The organism is Natrononativus amylolyticus (assembly GCF_024362525.1).
Taxonomy (GTDB): Archaea; Halobacteriota; Halobacteria; order Halobacteriales; family Natrialbaceae; genus Natrononativus; species Natrononativus amylolyticus.
Window position 1 is genome coordinate 2,763,101 of record NZ_CP101458.1, and the last position, 15,452, is coordinate 2,778,552.

Here is a 15,452-nt window from a genome sequence, read left to right on the forward strand (position 1 = left end):
GCCGCGTCATCTGGCCGTATCGACGGTTTTAGAACGGGTGCCGTGGTCCGGGGAGACTGTGACCACAGCACGCGAGTCGGGGACGAAACCGATCCTCTCGGTCGTCGTTCCGGTCTACAACGACCCGCGGGGGATCCGGGAGACGCTCGAGTCGGTAACGGCCCAGACCTACCCGGCCGAGGCGTACGAGATCCTCGCCGTCGACAACGGGAGCACCGACGGCACTCGAGAGGTGATCCGCGCGTTCGAATCGTTCCACGACACCGTCCGGTTGCTCGTCGAAGACGAGATCCAGGGCTCGTACGCCGCGCGAAACGAGGGGATCGAACACGCGCGCGGGGAGATCGTCTCGTTCGTCGACGCGGACATGACCGTCGAGGAAGACTGGGCGGAGTCGATCGTCGCCTCCTACGAGGAACACGGCTGGGACTACATGGGGTGTCCGGTCGAGCTGTACGTCGAGCGGGAGACGCTGACGGCGACCTACGATCGCACACTCGGCGGGTTCCCCGTCGAGCAGTACATGCGAGAGCGGAACTTCACCGGAACCGGCAGCCTCTCGGTTCGACGCGAGGTGTTCGACGCGGTCGGACGGTTCGACGAGCGGATCGTCTCGCAGGGCGACGGCGAGTTCGGCAAGCGCGTCGCCGAGGCCGGCTTCGACCAGCACTTCGAGCCGGAGATCACGATGTACCACGCGGCGCGGTCGGACCTCCGGGCGTGGCTCAGAAAGCAGGTCCGGATCGGCCGCGGCGCGATCCAGAAGCAGGTGTACTACCCCGAGCGGACGGAGGGCGCAGAGCGCGTCCACCCGCTTCACCCGCGGAAGTTCCTGCCGCCGAACCCCCTGGGTTTCTACGAGCGACTCACCGCCCGCGAGGCCCGGCCGAGCGGCCGCGAGATCGCCGGTCTGTACGCGATCGACTCCCTGAGCAAGCTCGCGCGGACCGGCGGCGGCATCCTCGAGTGGATCGAACAGTCGCGCGCCGGGAACCGACCGGCGGGGGGTCGGCCGTGATACGCAGGATCGCCAGACGAGGCCTTCGCGAGCTCGGACGGACCGGGATCTACCAGCGACTTCCCGACCGACACAACGACGTGCTGGTCTACCACTCCGTCGGGGGCGGCGGCTACGACGACATCCCCCAGACGCAGTTTCGGCGACAGCTCGAGTGGCTCACCGACGCCTACGAGGTCGTCGACCTGCCGGCGGTCAGAGAGCCGGGCGAGCGAAAACGGGTCGCGCTCACCTTCGACGACGCCCTCGAGTCGTTCGACGAGACGGTTCTGCCGCTCCTCCGGGAGTACTCGGTGCCGGCGACGGTGTTCGTCATCGGCGGGTCGCTCGGCGACGACCCCACCGTGACCGAGCTGCGGGGGGAGCCGCTCATGACGGCGGAGCGGCTCCGGGCGGTCGCGGACGATCCGCTCGTGACCGTCGGCTCGCACACGACGAACCACGTTCCGCTCACCGAACTCGACGACGAGTCGGCGCTGCGCGCGGAGATCACCGGCGGCGCCGAGCGGATCGAAGCCGAACTCGGCGTCTCCGTCGATCGGTTCTCGTACCCGTTCTACGACTGGTCGCCGGCGGTGCACGACGTCGTCCGCGAGGAACACGAGTACGCCGTCAGGGGACAGGGCTCCGAGGCACTCATCACGGCGGAGACCGACCCGCACCTTATCCCCCGGATAAACGGCGCGGCGCCGCTCTCGACGCTCAAGTTCACCGTCTCCGATTCGAACAAACACCTCACGCGGCGCTCGTGAATCGGACTAGCAGGGACCCAACCGAGGCTAACTGGTGCATATATAAATAGACGCTCGAGGAGTGGCCCACACATGGAACGACGAGCGATCGTCCTCGCCGCCGGCCGGGGGAAACGGCTCCAGCCGCTCACGGACGACACCCCGAAGACGCTGCTCGACGTCGGCGGACAGCCCATTCTCGATCACATCTTCGACGCCCTCGAGGCGACCGGCTACGACGAGGTGGTCGTCGTAACGGGGTTCGAGCGCGAACAGATCGAGGACCACTGCGGCTCGCGCGAGGGTCTCGCCGTCGAGTTCGTCCACAACGCGGAGTACGACTCGACGAACAACATCTACTCGCTGTGGCTCGCCGAGGAGTACGCGGCGGACGGCTTTACCCTGATCAACGCCGACACGCTGTTCCCCGCGGCGAGCCTCGAGCGCCTGCACCGGGCCGGGGGAAGCGCGCTGCTCGTCGATACCCGAAACGCGCTCGAGGACGAGGAGATGCAGGTCGCCCTCGACGCCGAGCGCGTCGAGACGATCGGCAAGGACCTCGACGGCGAGGATCGGGCGACCGGCGTCTACCTCGACGACGGCGACGGGGAGTACATCGGCGTCTCGCGGTTCACCGCCGAGGACGCCGCCCGACTGTTCGACCACCTCGAGGCGTTCGTCGACCGGGGAGCGGTCACCGACTGGTACGAGGCGGCGTTCGACCGGCTCTTCGCCGAGCGCGAGATCGAGTACGTCGAGATCGGCGAGCCCTGGATGGAGATCGACACCCCGGAGGACCTCGAGCGGGCGCGCGGTCGGTGGCCACAGGCGACGCCCGAACGACCGCTGTGATCCGCCGCGCCGCGGGAGGGCTGCTCGCCGGGTTCCTGTTCGTGCTCTCGCTCGTGAGCCCGCGGGACGACTCGCTGTGGGTGTTCGGCTCGAACGGCGGCGACGCCTTCCGGGACAACGCGAAGTACCTGTTCCTGGACACGGCCGACCGGCGAGCGCACGTCAGGGCGGTGTGGCTCTCGCGAAACGACGAGGTCGTGACCGCACTCCGGGAGCGGGGGTACGAGGCGTTTCACGCCGACTCGCTCCGGGGCCGGTGGATCGCGCTGCGGGCGGGGTACGTCTTCGTGACCCACGGGATGCCGGACGTGAACCGCCCGTGTGCCGGCGGCGCGACCAAGGTGTTGCTCTGGCACGGCGTCGCGCTGAAGCGGATCGGCTGGGACGCACCGAAGCTCCGACGCAGGCGCGAGCGGCTGAAACGGCTCGTCAAGGACGCCCTGTTCGACCGCTACGACTGGATCACGGTCCCGAGCGAGGCGATGGTCGAGCCGTTCGCCTCCGCGTTCCGGATCGACGCGGACAGGGTCCTCGCGACGGGCTACCCGCGAAACGACGTTCCCGCGGGGGCGTGGGAGGGCGAGGACCCGCTTCGAGAGGAGGCCCTCGAGGAGCGCTACCGGAACTACCGCGAGGCGGGACCGGTGATCCTCTACGTGCCGACGATCCACCGCGAGACGGGGCAAGCGGTCGTCGACCACCTCGACCTCCACGAATTGGATCGGTGGCTGGCGTCGCGGGGCGCCCGACTCCTGTTCAAACCCCATCCCGCCGAGCCCATCGACCTCGAGGGGGAGTTCTCCCGGATCGTCGAGGTGCCGGAGGAGGTCGACGTCTACCCGCTGCTCGCTCACACCGACGCGCTGCTCACGGACTACTCGTCGATCTACGTCGACTACTTACACCTCGACAGGCCGGTGGTCTTCTACCCCTTCGACCTCGAGGCCTACCGGGCCGAGCGCGGCTTCTACCTCGACTACGACGCGGCGACGCCCGGACCGGTGGCGACCGAGTTCGACGACCTCCTCGAGCGACTCGAGGAGGTACTCGAGGCCGACGAGTACGCTCGAGAGCGCGAGCGAGTCCGGGAGGCGCTGGTGAACACCGGGACCGAGAGCCGGTGTCGGGCGGTCGGGGACCGGTTCGATCCGAGAGTCGGCTGTTCCGACCGCGGACGTGGGCGCGATCGCGCCCGATTCGAGGACTGAACCAGAACGAACAGGTCGGGCGGAACCCGAGAACCGATAGAGCGATCGTGTCCGTTCGAACCACCCGACCAGCGCGAGAGCGAGCCGTTATCGTCCGTCGACCCCGAGTAACGGACGATCGACGATGATCGGACGAGAGAGAGCCGGCTCAGGGGCGGTTCGTACCGCCGTGATTCTTCTGTTCGTCTGTCTGCTGTTCGTCGCCCCGGCGGCCGGCCACGCCTACCTCGCCGAGTCGACGCCCGGGGAGGGCGAGCGCCTCGAGGAACTCCCCGCGGCGGTCGAACTCCGGTTCGCCGGCGACGGCATCGAACTCGCGGAGATCACCGTCACCGATCCCGACGGGGCGGACGTCAGCGGCGAGGCGGCCGTCGACCCCGACGATCGGCGGGTCGTGACCGCGCCGCTCGAGGGAGACGGGGACGGGGTGTACGTCGTCGAGTGGGAGGTGCTGGCCGACGACGGCCACACGACGACCGGAACGTACCTCTTCGTCGTCGGCGAGGGCGAACTCGACCGCGACCAGCTGCTCGCGGTTCAGGACGACGGCGACGACGACGTGTCGTGGCTCGAGGCAGCGGCCAAGGGTCTGGTGTTGCTCTCGGTCGTCGGACTCGTCGGCGTGCCGGTGACCCTCTGGGTCGCGGTGTATCCGGTGTTCGGGTCGGTCGGGCGCGGGAACGACGCCCTCGGCGACCGGCGGGTGAAACGGCTGCTCGCCGGCGCCGCGGTCGCCCTGCTCGCCGGCGTCGTCACCCTCGGGTTCGTCCAGGCGACGTCAGTCGGCGCCTCGCCGACGCGGGCGAGCCTCGAGGCGTACCTCGGAACGACCCTCGGGCGCGCGTGGCTGGGTCAGGTGGCCGTCGCCGCCGGCGTCGCGGGCGTGCTGGCGGTCTCGACGCGACGGGACCTCCCCCGCCGGTACTGGCTCGGCGCGGCCGTCGCCGGCGGGCTCGCGGTCCAGCTCGCGATCGGCTGGACGAGCCACTCCGCGACGATGATCGCCCGCCTCGAGGGGGCCGCGGTCGACGTCGCCCACGTCGGGAGCGCGGCGCTCTGGGTCGGCGGGCTGGCCGCACTCGCACTCGCGGTGCCGCCCCTTCTCGAGCGGGTTCCCGCCGACCGGCGCGCCCGCGTCGCCGGGACCGTCGTCGCGCGCTTTTCGATCGTCGCGCTGACCGGCGTCACGGTCGGGCTCACGACCGGGTTACTGCTCGCGGCCTGGCACGTGCCCGACCTCGCGGCCCTCGAGTCGACGCTGTACGGCACCGCGCTCTCGGCGAAGACCGCGCTCGTCGCGCTCGCGCTCGGGCTCGGCGGGGTCACCCGGTTCGTCCTCCTGCGACGGCTGCGAACCGCCGACGGGGACGGCCCCGCGGCGAGCGGCCGGCCGATCAGCAGCGACGGCGGACGAGGGGACGAGCCGACGGATCCGACGGTGGGCTCGGTCGTCCGTGCGATCCGCCTCGAGGTCGCCATCCTCGTGCTCGTCGTCGTCCTCTCGGGCGTGATCACGTCCGTACCGACGGCCGCGGTGGCCGGCGACGACGCCCACGAGCCGGCGGTTCTCGAGCGCGGCGACGGCGACCTCGACGTTATCGTGACCGTCGTCCCCTCCTTCGAGGCGCACGACCGCGCGCACGTCGAGGAGGGCGAGCCGGTCGTCTTCGACGTCTCGCTCGAGCGCGGCGGCGAGCGGGTGTCCGCCGACGACGGGGTCGACCTCTTCGTGCGAAACGAGCGCCACGGAACCGACTTCCAGGTGCGCCTCGAGGAGACCGACGACGGGACGTACTCGACGGTACAGAGCCTGCCGGAGCCGGAGTGGTGGGACGTCCGCGCGACCGCGTGGGTCGACGGCGACCACGCGAGCGAGTGGGTCGGAGTGTACGCGATTCCGGAGGGACACGCCCACGCCGATCACGACCACGACCAGCAGGGCGCCCCCGACGGCCCGTTCGCGGTCTGGCTCCAGCTTGGTGCCGTCGTCGTCGGGCTTCTCGGAACGGTCGCGGTCGTCCTCGAGACGCTTCGGTTCGATCGGCACGTCCGGGACGGCTGACGGGTCGGGTCGTCGGGAGTCGCCGGGTCTGCGGAGCCGTGTGACACCGATCGACCCGATTTCGGCGTTCGCACCAGAACCCGAAAGGGGGTGCGGTGCCGACGCTCGAGTATGCAAACGTCGATGGGTCGGCGCCGGTTCGTCCGGGTGGCAGGCGCTGGCATCGCGGTCGGGTTAGCCGGCTGTCTCGGCGACGATGGCGACGAGCCGGCAGAGACGAACGACTCGACCGAGAGCACCAACAGCGACGGCGGCGAGAGCGACGACGCGCCGCCCGAGCCGGGAAGCGAGGGGCTCGTCTACGCGTTCGCCCCCGACACGATCGCCCTCATCGACCCGGACGAGGGCGCCGTCGTCAACGAGATCACCGACGGCGTCGACGGCGCGGAGTGGGGCGATCCGCGGATCACCGCCGACCGCGAGCGGATCTTCGTTACCGAGGGGAGCCGAGCGCGACTCGCCGTCGTGAACACCGCGACTCGAGCGCTCGAGGAGTGGGTCGACGTCGGCCCCGATCCCGTTCACGCCTACAACCCGGTCGAGGGCGAGATCTGGGCGCACTCCGACGCCGAGGGGGCGTTCTACGTCGTCGACGCGGAGACCCTCGAGGTGCTCGACACCGTCGAATCGGGTCTCGAAGGTGGCGGCCACGGCAAACTGCTCTCGCATCCGGACCTCGGCGAGCGAGCCTACGGCGCGAACGTGACCGCGCCGGCGGCGACGACGATCGACCTGGCCGAACGCGAGCGGACGGGCCACGTCGACCTCGGCGAGGAGGGCGGCACTCACTACAAGGCGTACGCTCCCGAGACCGGGCTGGCGTACTTCCAGCGGTCGGGCGTCGGTGAAACCGCCGTCGTCGACACCGAACGCGACGAACTCGCCGACGCGCTCCCGTTCGACGGCGGGCTGTACCTCTCTCCGGACGAGACGCTGCTCGCGGTCCTCGACGGGGAGACGGTTCGGTTCGTCGACGCGACGAGCGAGGACAGCGAGGTCGTCGGCGAGATCGACGTCGAGGGCGAGCCGGGCGCGCTCCGGTACTACGAGGGCGACGACGCGCTGTACGCGTTCGCCGCGAACACCGAACCCGCCGACGTCGCCGTGCTCGACGTCGACCGACTGGAAGAGATCGACCGCCTCGCGGTCGGCGCGATCGACGGCCGGTACCGAGCGGGCGTCGCCGGCGGCGACTACTTCGTCACGCCGTCGGACGCCGACGGCACGGTCGCGGTGGTCGATATGGCCGCTCGAGAACTCGTCGCCGAGGTGGACGTCGCGCCGGGCGTCGACACCGTCCAGTACGTCGGCGAGTCGGGAACGGGATACTCGAGCCGGTAGATCGGCTCCGGACGGAGCCGGAACCGGAAGACCGACAAGCGCCCGCCCCCGCACGACTAGCGAATGTCCGTCCCGGTCACGATCCTCTGTGGCGGCCTCGGCGCCGGAAAGACGACGCTGCTCTCGCGGCTCCTCGAAACCGACGACCGCGAGATCGCCGTCGTGGTCAACGACGTCGGCGAGGTGAACGTCGACGCCGATCTCGTCGAAGCGCGAACCGACCTCGAGAGCGGCGCGGAGGTCACCGCCCTGGAGAACGGCTGTATCTGTTGTAGCCTTGGGACGGAGCTCTCCCGGTCGGTGATCGAACTCTGGAAGCGCTACGAGTTCGACGCCCTCGTCGTCGAAGCGTCGGGCGTCGGCGAGCCCGAGCCGATCGCCCACCAGTTCGTCCGCGGCCCCGCCGGCGGCCCCTACGAGCTGGACCAGCTCGTCACGGTAGTCGACGCCCGCGCGTTCCACGACGCGTTCGCCGAGGGCGACGAGGTTCCGGAACGGCGCGGCCCCGACGAGAGCGGGACGCGCCCGCTCGCGGACCTGCTGCTCGAGCAGGCGGAGTTCTGCGACCTGCTCGTCGTGAACAAGTGCGACCTGGTAAGCGACGACGAGTGCGAGCGGGTGGTGGCGCTGCTCGAAACCCTCCAGCCCCGGGCGGAGATCCTGACGACGGCGTACGGCGCCGTCGACCCCGACGAGTTACTCGAGGCCGGCCGGTTCGACCTCACCGCGGCGCGCGAGGCCGCGGGCTGGAAGGCGGCGATCGAGGCCGACGCCGACGGCGACCGCCACGCACACGCTCACGACCACACCCACCCGCCCGAACGCTACGGCATCGAGGTCGACACCTACCAGCGAACCCGTCCGCTCCACCCCGAGCGGTTCGCCGCCCTGCTGGCGGACCTGCCGGCGGGACTCGTCCGCGCGAAGGGACTCTGCTGGCTCGCCGGGCGGGAGCGGGCGGCGATCACGATGAGCTACGCGGGGACGGAAACGAGCCTCGAGGTCACCGGCCGCTGGATCGCGAGCTTTTCGGAGCAACAACAGGAGACCTACCGGGAGAGCCAGCCCGACCTCGTCTGGGACGAGCGGTGGGGCGACCGCGAGTGCCGGCTGGCGCTGATCGGCCGGAACGTCTCGATGGACGCGCTCTGTGACCGCCTGGACGACTGTCTGCTCACCGACGCGGAGCTCGAGGCGGACTGGTCTCTGTACGAGAATCCGGCGCCGACCTCGATGGGCGAACTGGTGACGGTCGGCGAGAGCGACCGTAGAGACGGCTGAGACGGTCTGCCCTGCGGAGTTCCCCGCGCACCCGCAGGCCGGTTCGCGGCTGCGCCGGAACTGACGTGCGGAAACCGTCCGAGAGCAGCCGCAAGTGTTCGGTAGCCGCCCCCGCGGCGAGCCGTCGACCGCATCGGTAGCGATTATGGCGTCGCGCTCACGATACTACGGTATGACGACCGACGACGCAGCCGACAGGCGGAGCACCGACCACCACGGACACGACGTCATCGACCCGCTGTACGTCGCGGTGGTGACCGTCTCGAGTTCGAAATCGGCCGAATCCGATCCGGACGACCCCGGCGGCGACACGGTACAGGAGTGTTTCGAGGCCGACGGCCACGAGGTCCGCGAGCGCGTTCTCGTCCGCGACGACTACGCGACGATCCGCACCGCCGTCCGGAGCCTGGTCGCCCGCCGCGAGATCGACGTCGTCGTGACCACCGGCGGGACGGGCGTCACCGCCGACGACGTCTCACCCGAGGCGGCGTCGGGACTGTTCGAGCGCGACCTCCCAGGGTTCGGCGAGCTGTTCCGCTCGCTCTCCTGGGACGAGGTCGGCACGCGCGCGATGGCCTCCCGCGCGACGGCCGGCATCGCGAGCGACACGCCGGTGTTCTGCCTGCCGGGGAGCAAGAACGCCTGCCGAACCGCCTGCGAGCAGCTCATCGTCCCCGAGGCGCCGCATCTCGCCGGACTGGCGACGCGCCACCGGGTCGACGGAACCGATCAGACGCTGGCGGAGTACCAGGACGACGCCTGAGAGCGACACGCCAGCGCGTCTCGCGACTTGGATAGCAATTTTTTGAGTGGAGTTAGTAATGATCCACAAGACGTTGCCGGTATTACACAACCGCACGCCGGGTGCTAACAGCCTTTATGAGGGGAAACGTCGTCAGTTCGAACGCTATGTGCCACTGCTTCGACGACGTCGACGAACTGAGTGCCAGCGAGCGCGAGGAGATCCTCGAGTCCCACACCCGCGAGGAGCTCGAGGCGGAGTTGAGCGACGACGAACTCGCGACGCTCACCGCGTAATCGGCCGCGGGTCGGCGGTTTTTCTCGAGACCGGAGAGTAAGCGTTAACTATCGCGCACGGGTCGTGACGGGTGAGGGCCCTTAGCTCAGTCTGGTTAGAGCGCTCGGCTCATAACCGAGTGGTCGATGGTTCGAATCCGTCAGGGCCCATCCAAATTCTGCACGGTTCTGAGCCAACGGAACCGAAGGGTACAACGCCAGTACCTCTTATTTTCGAGATCTCGGTGGTGATCGAACCGTGAGCCGTGTATGGAGTTCATCCAGCTGTTAGACGTGGGTCGCTGTCGTCGGGTCTTCTCTGATAACCGGTGTGCTGTGGACAGTTAATCAATCAGTGGTTGAGACGTGTTCGGACTAATTGTTCGCGCATAGTAGAGTTTCAAATCTGGCTCTGTTGAAATTCTTAATGAGTGATAGGATTCGGCGACCGTGCTAAATACACAGCGCGACTGTGGCACGAGGCAAAGCCCGATCAGCGTGAAGGGTCGAATGCTCAGGACATAGCGTATACTGCTCACCAATTGGCCAACCAGCGGTACGTTGGTTCCCTGATCAGGCCGGACAGTCTTCTACCAAGTGAACCCGCGTGTTTATATCTCTAGTATGTGCTCCATACCTTCTGTTATCCGTCACATACTGTTTGGAGAATAGAATTTCAGCAGCCATTTTTTCGACTTGCTGATGCCAGCCGAAGTATACTGCCAGTAGGGATCAATGATATTAATTCATGTCCAGTAAGCCAGACACGACGATCGCACACGGAGGGACGACCAGACACGAAGAGAGAACGACCAGCGATGAGGAGAGATTGACTACTGAAGAGGGAAGATCTCGTCCCCGGGTAATTGATGTAATCACTCTCGTCGGCCTTGGGTACGTGCTCCGAGATTGGATTGGCCCAATAATCGAAAAGGTCCGTTCTGAGGGCAACGGCTCCTCAAAGCAGGGTCATGGAGTCACTAACACGGTCAAAAATTATACGGGGGGGATGACCCACGACGCGGCTGATCAAGTCCAGAAGGGTGGTCGAAAAGTAGCAGAAAAGACGGAGGAGACGACTGAGAACGTCGCCAATCGAATTAGAGAGACCAGCGAGGGACTCGGCGATCAGATCGAAGACGGAAGTAAACAGATCGGTGAGATGGTCGAAGAAAGTGGTGAAGAGGCGGGCGAGATGCTCAAAGAGGCGGGTGAGATGCTCGAAAAAGGTGGCGAGGAGACCGGCGAGATGCTCGAAGAAGGTGGTGAGGAGACAGCTGAGATGATCGAAGAAGGTGGTGAAGAAGCGGGCGATATGTTTGAAGAGAGCAGTGAGGAGACAGCTGAGATGATCGAAGAAAGTGGTGAAGAGGCGGGTGAGATGCTCGGAGAAGGCGGTGAGGAGATTGGCGAAATGTTCGGAGAAGGTGGTGAAGAGGCGGGTGAGATGCTCGGAGAAGGCGGTGAGGAGATTGGCGAAATGTTCGGAGAAGGTGGTGAAGAGGCGGGTGAGATGCTCGGAGAAGGCGGTGAGGAGATTGGCGAAATGTTCGGAGAAGGTGGTGAAGAAGTGGGCGATATGCTCGAAGAAGATGGTGAAGAAATGGGCGAAATGCTCGAAGAAGGAGAAGACGATGGTGGGGACACGAGAGAAAAGATGGGGGACGGCGGGAAAGTACCAGTCAAAACGACTGATGAGGAAACAATAGTAGAACGTATCCGTCAGACTCTATTAAAATAGGAAACTCCCGAGATGTCGATATTGAATGTGCGCAGTAAGCATATCTACTGAACGGCCGATTCATTGACTTCGCCGTGAAACAAACAAAGTCGTTGTGCTGCACTAATCCTCTGGATGTTGCAAGCGCTTTCTACCAACTGTTGGATAGGTTGAACGAGGCCTACGAGATACAGGGCGCAAATGTGACACTCTGTCGACTCACTTACGACTATTGTCGCTCTTCCTTGAGGACGGGAGTGTAGCGCTGTATCGCCCTCTTTTTCAGCTATCCGGAAGGCGGCCAGGACTGCCGATCTGCGCGAGCAAGGGTGCCGATAGCGCGATTATCGCCAGAACGAGCGTCATGGCCGTAAAACGCAGTCGCCTGTCGTACTCGTCCGGATCGTTGGGGTCGACGATAACCAGCACAACAACGTGTGTTAGTATTCCCATCGGAGATCGGACGGTCGGCTGGTCGGCGTCTCGCGGCAGTTTTCGGAGTTGCCACGCCGACCAAACGGTATACCCGAACAGCGAGACTGTGATTCCGACCCACGACGCGGTAACCGCAGCTATCCCGACCGTCCCACCTCCCTCCGGAACCAGCATCAGGTAGGTTCCGAATCCAATCACTGACAGGAACAGAAAGCCAATGGAGGCTGCAAAGAGCGCTCCGAATGCTTCTCCAGGCGTGTCTGGAGAAAGCAACCTATCGACACTAACATGAACGCTCCCAGAGCTACCGTTTGATTGTCCCTGCTGATCGTGGAGAAATCCGGAATGGAACCAGATCGAGTGGCACAGTTCCTCGACCTCCTGTTTCAGTACATTGAGGTCGTCTCTGCCAGTGACTTTTATCCGGCTATCGAGACAGCGGACGCAGCAATCGGAGACACCGACCCCGACGATGTGCTGTACCTCGCGTGTGCGATCGCCAGCGATGCTGCCACCTGGAGCGACGATCCTGACTTCGACAAACAGGACCTGGTCGATACGTACTCGAGGAGTGACGTGATCAACTCGTTTGACGCGCTCCAATCGGCGGACCAGTCCTCAGTTCTACCCGTGCACACGCAGAGATGACTGATCGCCACTATACAGCGCCCCAAGTGGGTCAGTATAGGCATTCGAGGGAATGCGTACAGTTGGGCCCATGAAACCCGCGAGCGACAGCGAGCGGTGTTGAACGAACCGCTGCCGGTTTGAACCAGACCAGTCGCGCGCAGCGAAGCGAGCACGCCTGGGCGTGGTTCATAATCCGGCAGGGTCCGTAGCGAGGCTCGCGTTCGCTCACCTCGAGACGCCGGACGGACGGATTCAACTGACCGCGGCCCGTACGATTCCTGTGACTCCGAACCGAGACGAGACGGCCGCACCCCCCACGGCCGTCGTGAGAGCGATCGTCGACGCGCCACAACCCGTGGTAAACACGCGCTATCTCGCCGGCGAGTTCGACGTCGAGCCCGCGGAACTCCGCGAGGAGCTGTACGAGTTAGTAGACGACGGCGTCCTCGAGCACCTCGAGATACGCGGTCGGACCCACCTCTGGTGGCTCTCGCTCGAGGCGGAAGCCGACCTGGACGACTGGCTCGAGTAGCGTCCGCCTCGCATTGGCAGGGATACCGGTGTGCAGGTTACCCGCGAGCTGCCCTGCGGTTGCGCCGGAACCAGCGGGCAGGAGGTCCGTATCAGCTCTGGGTGAACACCCGGATGAGCACGCCAGTGAGGATGACGAGCAAGCCGAGGATCGTTGCGATCGGCGGGATCGGAACGAAGAGCAGGACAACGCCGGCGAGGATGACGATCGTCGAGGGACGGACCATACGATACTCTCACCGGGGACGGGGGAACGGCTGCTGCAGGCAGTCTCCGAGGACTTAAGTCCGCTCTCGAGATCGACGCCTCACCGGCGGCGAACGTACAGCACCCAGACGCCGAGCGCGAGCAGGAGCAGCCCCCACCAGAGCGAGTCGCCGGGAAGGACCTTGAGAATCAGCGTCACGATACCGGAGGAGACGAGCGACCAGCCGAGCGTCGTCTGATAGGCCATGGCGCGAGTACAGTGTCAGCGGGTGTATAACTTCGGATCGTCGGGATCGATTGAGGATTCCCCCGAGAGCACCAGGGCCATCGTCGAATAGTATCGTTTACTACAGTCGCTCGAGAAGGACGACCATGACCGAGACTCGAGTCGCCCATCCGACGGTTCCGCAGGTCGCCCTGATCGGGCTGTTCGTCACCGCGCTGGTGACCGCTCAGCTGACGGCCTCGAAGGTGCTCGCGTTCTCCCTGCCCGTCTCGCTGCCGGTGACCGGTGCGGAGCTCGTGTTGCCGGGAGCGGCGCTCGCCTACGCGCTGACCTTCCTCGCGAGCGACTGTTACTCCGAGCTGTACGGGCGCAGGGCCGCCCAGGTGGTCGTCAACGTCGCCTTCGCGATGAACTTCGTCGTCCTGCTTCTCGTCTGGTCGACGATCGCCGCCCCGGCAGCCGAGGAGAGCATCGATCCGGGGATGTTCGCTGACGTCCTCGGCGCCTCGACGAACATCGTCGCCGGCAGCCTGCTCGCCTACGTCGTCAGCCAGAACTGGGACGTCGTCGTCTTCCACCGCATCCGCGAGTACACCGACGGCGACCACCTCTGGCTGCGAAACGTCGCCTCGACAGCGAGCAGCCAGGCGATCGACACCGTGATCTTCGTCGGGGTCGCCTTCGCGCTCGCGCCGGCGGTCTTCGGCGTCGGCGTCACCCTGCCGACCGAGGTCCTGGTCTCGCTGATCGTCGGCCAGTACCTCCTCAAACTGGCCATCGCCGTCCTCGATACGCCGGTCGTCTACGCCGTCGTCGCGCTGGTTCGTTCGAGGGAAGCCGCCCGGAGCGACGAGCCGGTTTCCGCGTGAGACGGCCCGACCGAAACCGGAACCGGAGAGTTTAGTGAGTCGACCGAGAGCCACGGGTATGGACGAGAGAGTATACGAGCACGCCGAGGTGCTGGTCGACTGGAGCGCGCGGGTAGAGCGCGGCGACGACGTCGTACTGAGCGTCGGTCCCGACGCCCACGAACTGGCCGTCGCCGTCGCCGAGAAACTGGGCGAACGCGGCGCGAACCTGCTGGCGACGTACAGTTCGGGCGAACTCGAGCGGGCCTACCTCCAGGCCCACGACGGCGAGTTCGACGAGGACCCCGCCCACGAGCGCGCGCTCGTCGAGAACGCGGACGTCTACCTCTCGATCGGCGGCGGGCGGAACACGAGCGCGAAAGCCGACGTGCCGAGCGAGATCCGACAGAAGCGGCGAAAAGCCCTGAAAAAGACGCGCGAAGCGCGCTACGATACCCGCTGGGTGTCGACGGTCCACCCGACCCGGTCGCTGGCCCAGCAGGCGAACATGGCGTTCGCGGAGTACCAGGCGTTCGCCTACGACGCCATCCTCCGGGACTGGGAGGAACTCGCCGAGGAGATGGCCCGGCTGAAGGCGCTGCTCGACGAGGGCGAGGAGGTCCGCCTCGTCAAAGAGGGGACCGATCTCGCGATGCGGATCGACGGCCGAACCGCCGTCAACAGCGCCGCGTCCGTCGATTATGACTCCCACAACCTGCCCAGCGGCGAGGTGTTCACCGCCCCCTACGGCACCGACGGCGAGGTCGCCTTCGACGTCCCGATGACGATCAACGGCGAGGCGGTCCGCGACGTCCGCCTCGAGTTCGACGACGGCGAGGTCGTCGCCCACGACGCCGCCCAGGGGGCCGACGTGATCGGCGAGATCCTCGACACCGACGAGGGGGCCCGCCGGCTGGGCGAACTCGGCATCGGCATGAACCGGGGTATCGACCGGTACACCGACAACATCCTCTTCGACGAGAAGATGGGGGATACGGTTCATCTCGCGGTCGGCCGCGCTTACGACGCCTGCCTTCCGGACGGCGAGTCCGGCAACGACTCGGCGGTCCACGTGGACATGATCACCGACGTCAGCGAGGAGTCGAGACTCGAGATCGACGGCGAGGTCGTCCAGCGAAACGGGCGGTTTCGGTGGGAGGACGGGTTCGAGGGGTGAGACCGCGTCGGGAGCCCGTTAGCAACCTGTTAACGGAGTTTCGGCGTTCGTCTCGGAAGTAAATACACTCATAATAATGTACCATACAGGCGTCGTATCGAGTACCGCCTGACCGGCGGCGGCACGTAGCCGGTCGGGATGAGTCGACCGTGTCTCGTCCCGGTCCCC

At 66.2% G+C, this 15,452-nt stretch carries 16 protein-coding genes, 1 tRNA gene and 1 pseudogene; 15 read left to right on the plus strand and 3 right to left on the minus strand.

Annotated features, from left to right (window positions below; translation table 11 throughout):
• The first annotated feature begins 58 nt into the window (after positions 1–58).
• The 11 genes from NMQ11_RS14340 to NMQ11_RS14390 all read left to right on the plus strand — a co-directional run bounded on the left by NMQ11_RS14340 (position 59) and on the right by NMQ11_RS14390 (position 11,251).
• Positions 59–1,018, plus strand: coding sequence for a glycosyltransferase family 2 protein (locus NMQ11_RS14340; RefSeq protein ID WP_255169131.1), 960 nt, complete (start codon positions 59–61; stop codon positions 1,016–1,018).
• Complete coding sequence (locus tag NMQ11_RS14345; RefSeq protein ID WP_255169132.1) at positions 1,015–1,770, plus strand: polysaccharide deacetylase family protein; 756 nt, start codon at positions 1,015–1,017, stop codon at positions 1,768–1,770. Before NMQ11_RS14340 ends, NMQ11_RS14345 begins: the two co-directional genes overlap by 4 nt.
• 72 nt (positions 1,771–1,842) lie before the next feature.
• Positions 1,843–2,601: a phosphocholine cytidylyltransferase family protein gene (locus NMQ11_RS14350; RefSeq protein WP_255169133.1), complete on the plus strand. Its 759-nt coding sequence runs from the start codon at positions 1,843–1,845 to the stop codon at positions 2,599–2,601.
• Positions 2,568–3,809, plus strand: coding sequence for a CDP-glycerol glycerophosphotransferase family protein (locus NMQ11_RS14355; protein ID WP_255169134.1), 1,242 nt, complete (start codon positions 2,568–2,570; stop codon positions 3,807–3,809). Before NMQ11_RS14350 ends, NMQ11_RS14355 begins: the two co-directional genes overlap by 34 nt.
• A 124-nt stretch (positions 3,810–3,933) precedes the next feature.
• Entirely contained in the window at positions 3,934–5,871 is a 1,938-nt protein-coding gene (locus NMQ11_RS14360; RefSeq protein ID WP_255169135.1) for a copper resistance CopC/CopD family protein, read from the plus strand.
• 111 nt (positions 5,872–5,982) lie between these two features.
• Positions 5,983–7,212, plus strand: a complete 1,230-nt coding sequence (locus tag NMQ11_RS14365; RefSeq protein WP_255169136.1) for a YncE family protein — start codon at positions 5,983–5,985, stop codon at positions 7,210–7,212.
• A 63-nt stretch (positions 7,213–7,275) separates the two neighbouring features.
• Complete coding sequence (locus NMQ11_RS14370; protein WP_255169137.1) at positions 7,276–8,493, plus strand: CobW family GTP-binding protein; 1,218 nt, start codon at positions 7,276–7,278, stop codon at positions 8,491–8,493.
• A 172-nt stretch (positions 8,494–8,665) separates the two neighbouring features.
• Entirely contained in the window at positions 8,666–9,256 is a 591-nt protein-coding gene (locus tag NMQ11_RS14375; protein WP_255169138.1) for a MogA/MoaB family molybdenum cofactor biosynthesis protein, read from the plus strand.
• 146 nt (positions 9,257–9,402) lie between these two features.
• Complete coding sequence (locus tag NMQ11_RS14380) at positions 9,403–9,531, plus strand: hypothetical protein (RefSeq protein WP_255169139.1); 129 nt, start codon at positions 9,403–9,405, stop codon at positions 9,529–9,531.
• A gap of 75 nt (positions 9,532–9,606) precedes the next feature.
• Positions 9,607–9,681: transfer RNA gene (locus NMQ11_RS14385), tRNA-Ile, on the plus strand.
• A gap of 577 nt (positions 9,682–10,258) precedes the next feature.
• Positions 10,259–11,251: a hypothetical protein gene (locus tag NMQ11_RS14390; RefSeq protein WP_255169140.1), complete on the plus strand. Its 993-nt coding sequence runs from the start codon at positions 10,259–10,261 to the stop codon at positions 11,249–11,251.
• A gap of 261 nt (positions 11,252–11,512) precedes the next feature.
• Here NMQ11_RS14390 and NMQ11_RS14395 read toward each other — a convergent pair whose 3' ends face one another.
• Positions 11,513–11,938, minus strand: coding sequence for a hypothetical protein (locus NMQ11_RS14395; protein WP_255169141.1), 426 nt, complete (start codon positions 11,936–11,938; stop codon positions 11,513–11,515).
• A gap of 51 nt (positions 11,939–11,989) precedes the next feature.
• Here NMQ11_RS14395 and NMQ11_RS14400 point away from each other — a divergent pair.
• Both NMQ11_RS14400 and NMQ11_RS14405 read left to right on the plus strand, forming a co-directional pair.
• A pseudogene (locus NMQ11_RS14400) lies at positions 11,990–12,313 on the plus strand (PIN domain-containing protein); the annotation flags it as partial.
• Positions 12,314–12,575: 262 nt separating this feature from the next.
• Entirely contained in the window at positions 12,576–12,827 is a 252-nt protein-coding gene (locus NMQ11_RS14405; RefSeq protein ID WP_255169143.1) for a hypothetical protein, read from the plus strand.
• Between the two features lie 91 nt (positions 12,828–12,918).
• On the opposite strand, the gene NMQ11_RS14410 is transcribed toward NMQ11_RS14405, so the two are convergent.
• A complete protein-coding gene (locus tag NMQ11_RS14410) occupies positions 12,919–13,053 on the minus strand; it encodes a transporter (RefSeq protein ID WP_255169144.1) in 135 nt (44 codons plus the stop codon).
• A gap of 80 nt (positions 13,054–13,133) precedes the next feature.
• Positions 13,134–13,280: a hypothetical protein gene (locus tag NMQ11_RS14415; protein WP_255169145.1), complete on the minus strand. Its 147-nt coding sequence runs from the start codon at positions 13,278–13,280 to the stop codon at positions 13,134–13,136.
• Positions 13,281–13,405: 125 nt separating this feature from the next.
• On the opposite strand from NMQ11_RS14415, the gene NMQ11_RS14420 reads away from it, so the two are divergent.
• Positions 13,406–14,128, plus strand: coding sequence for a queuosine precursor transporter (locus NMQ11_RS14420; protein ID WP_255169146.1), 723 nt, complete (start codon positions 13,406–13,408; stop codon positions 14,126–14,128).
• Positions 14,129–14,186: 58 nt separating this feature from the next.
• Positions 14,187–15,284 (plus strand): aminopeptidase, encoded by a 1,098-nt coding sequence (locus NMQ11_RS14425; RefSeq protein WP_255169147.1) that lies wholly within the window; start codon positions 14,187–14,189, stop codon positions 15,282–15,284.
• Positions 15,285–15,452 lie beyond the last annotated feature (168 nt).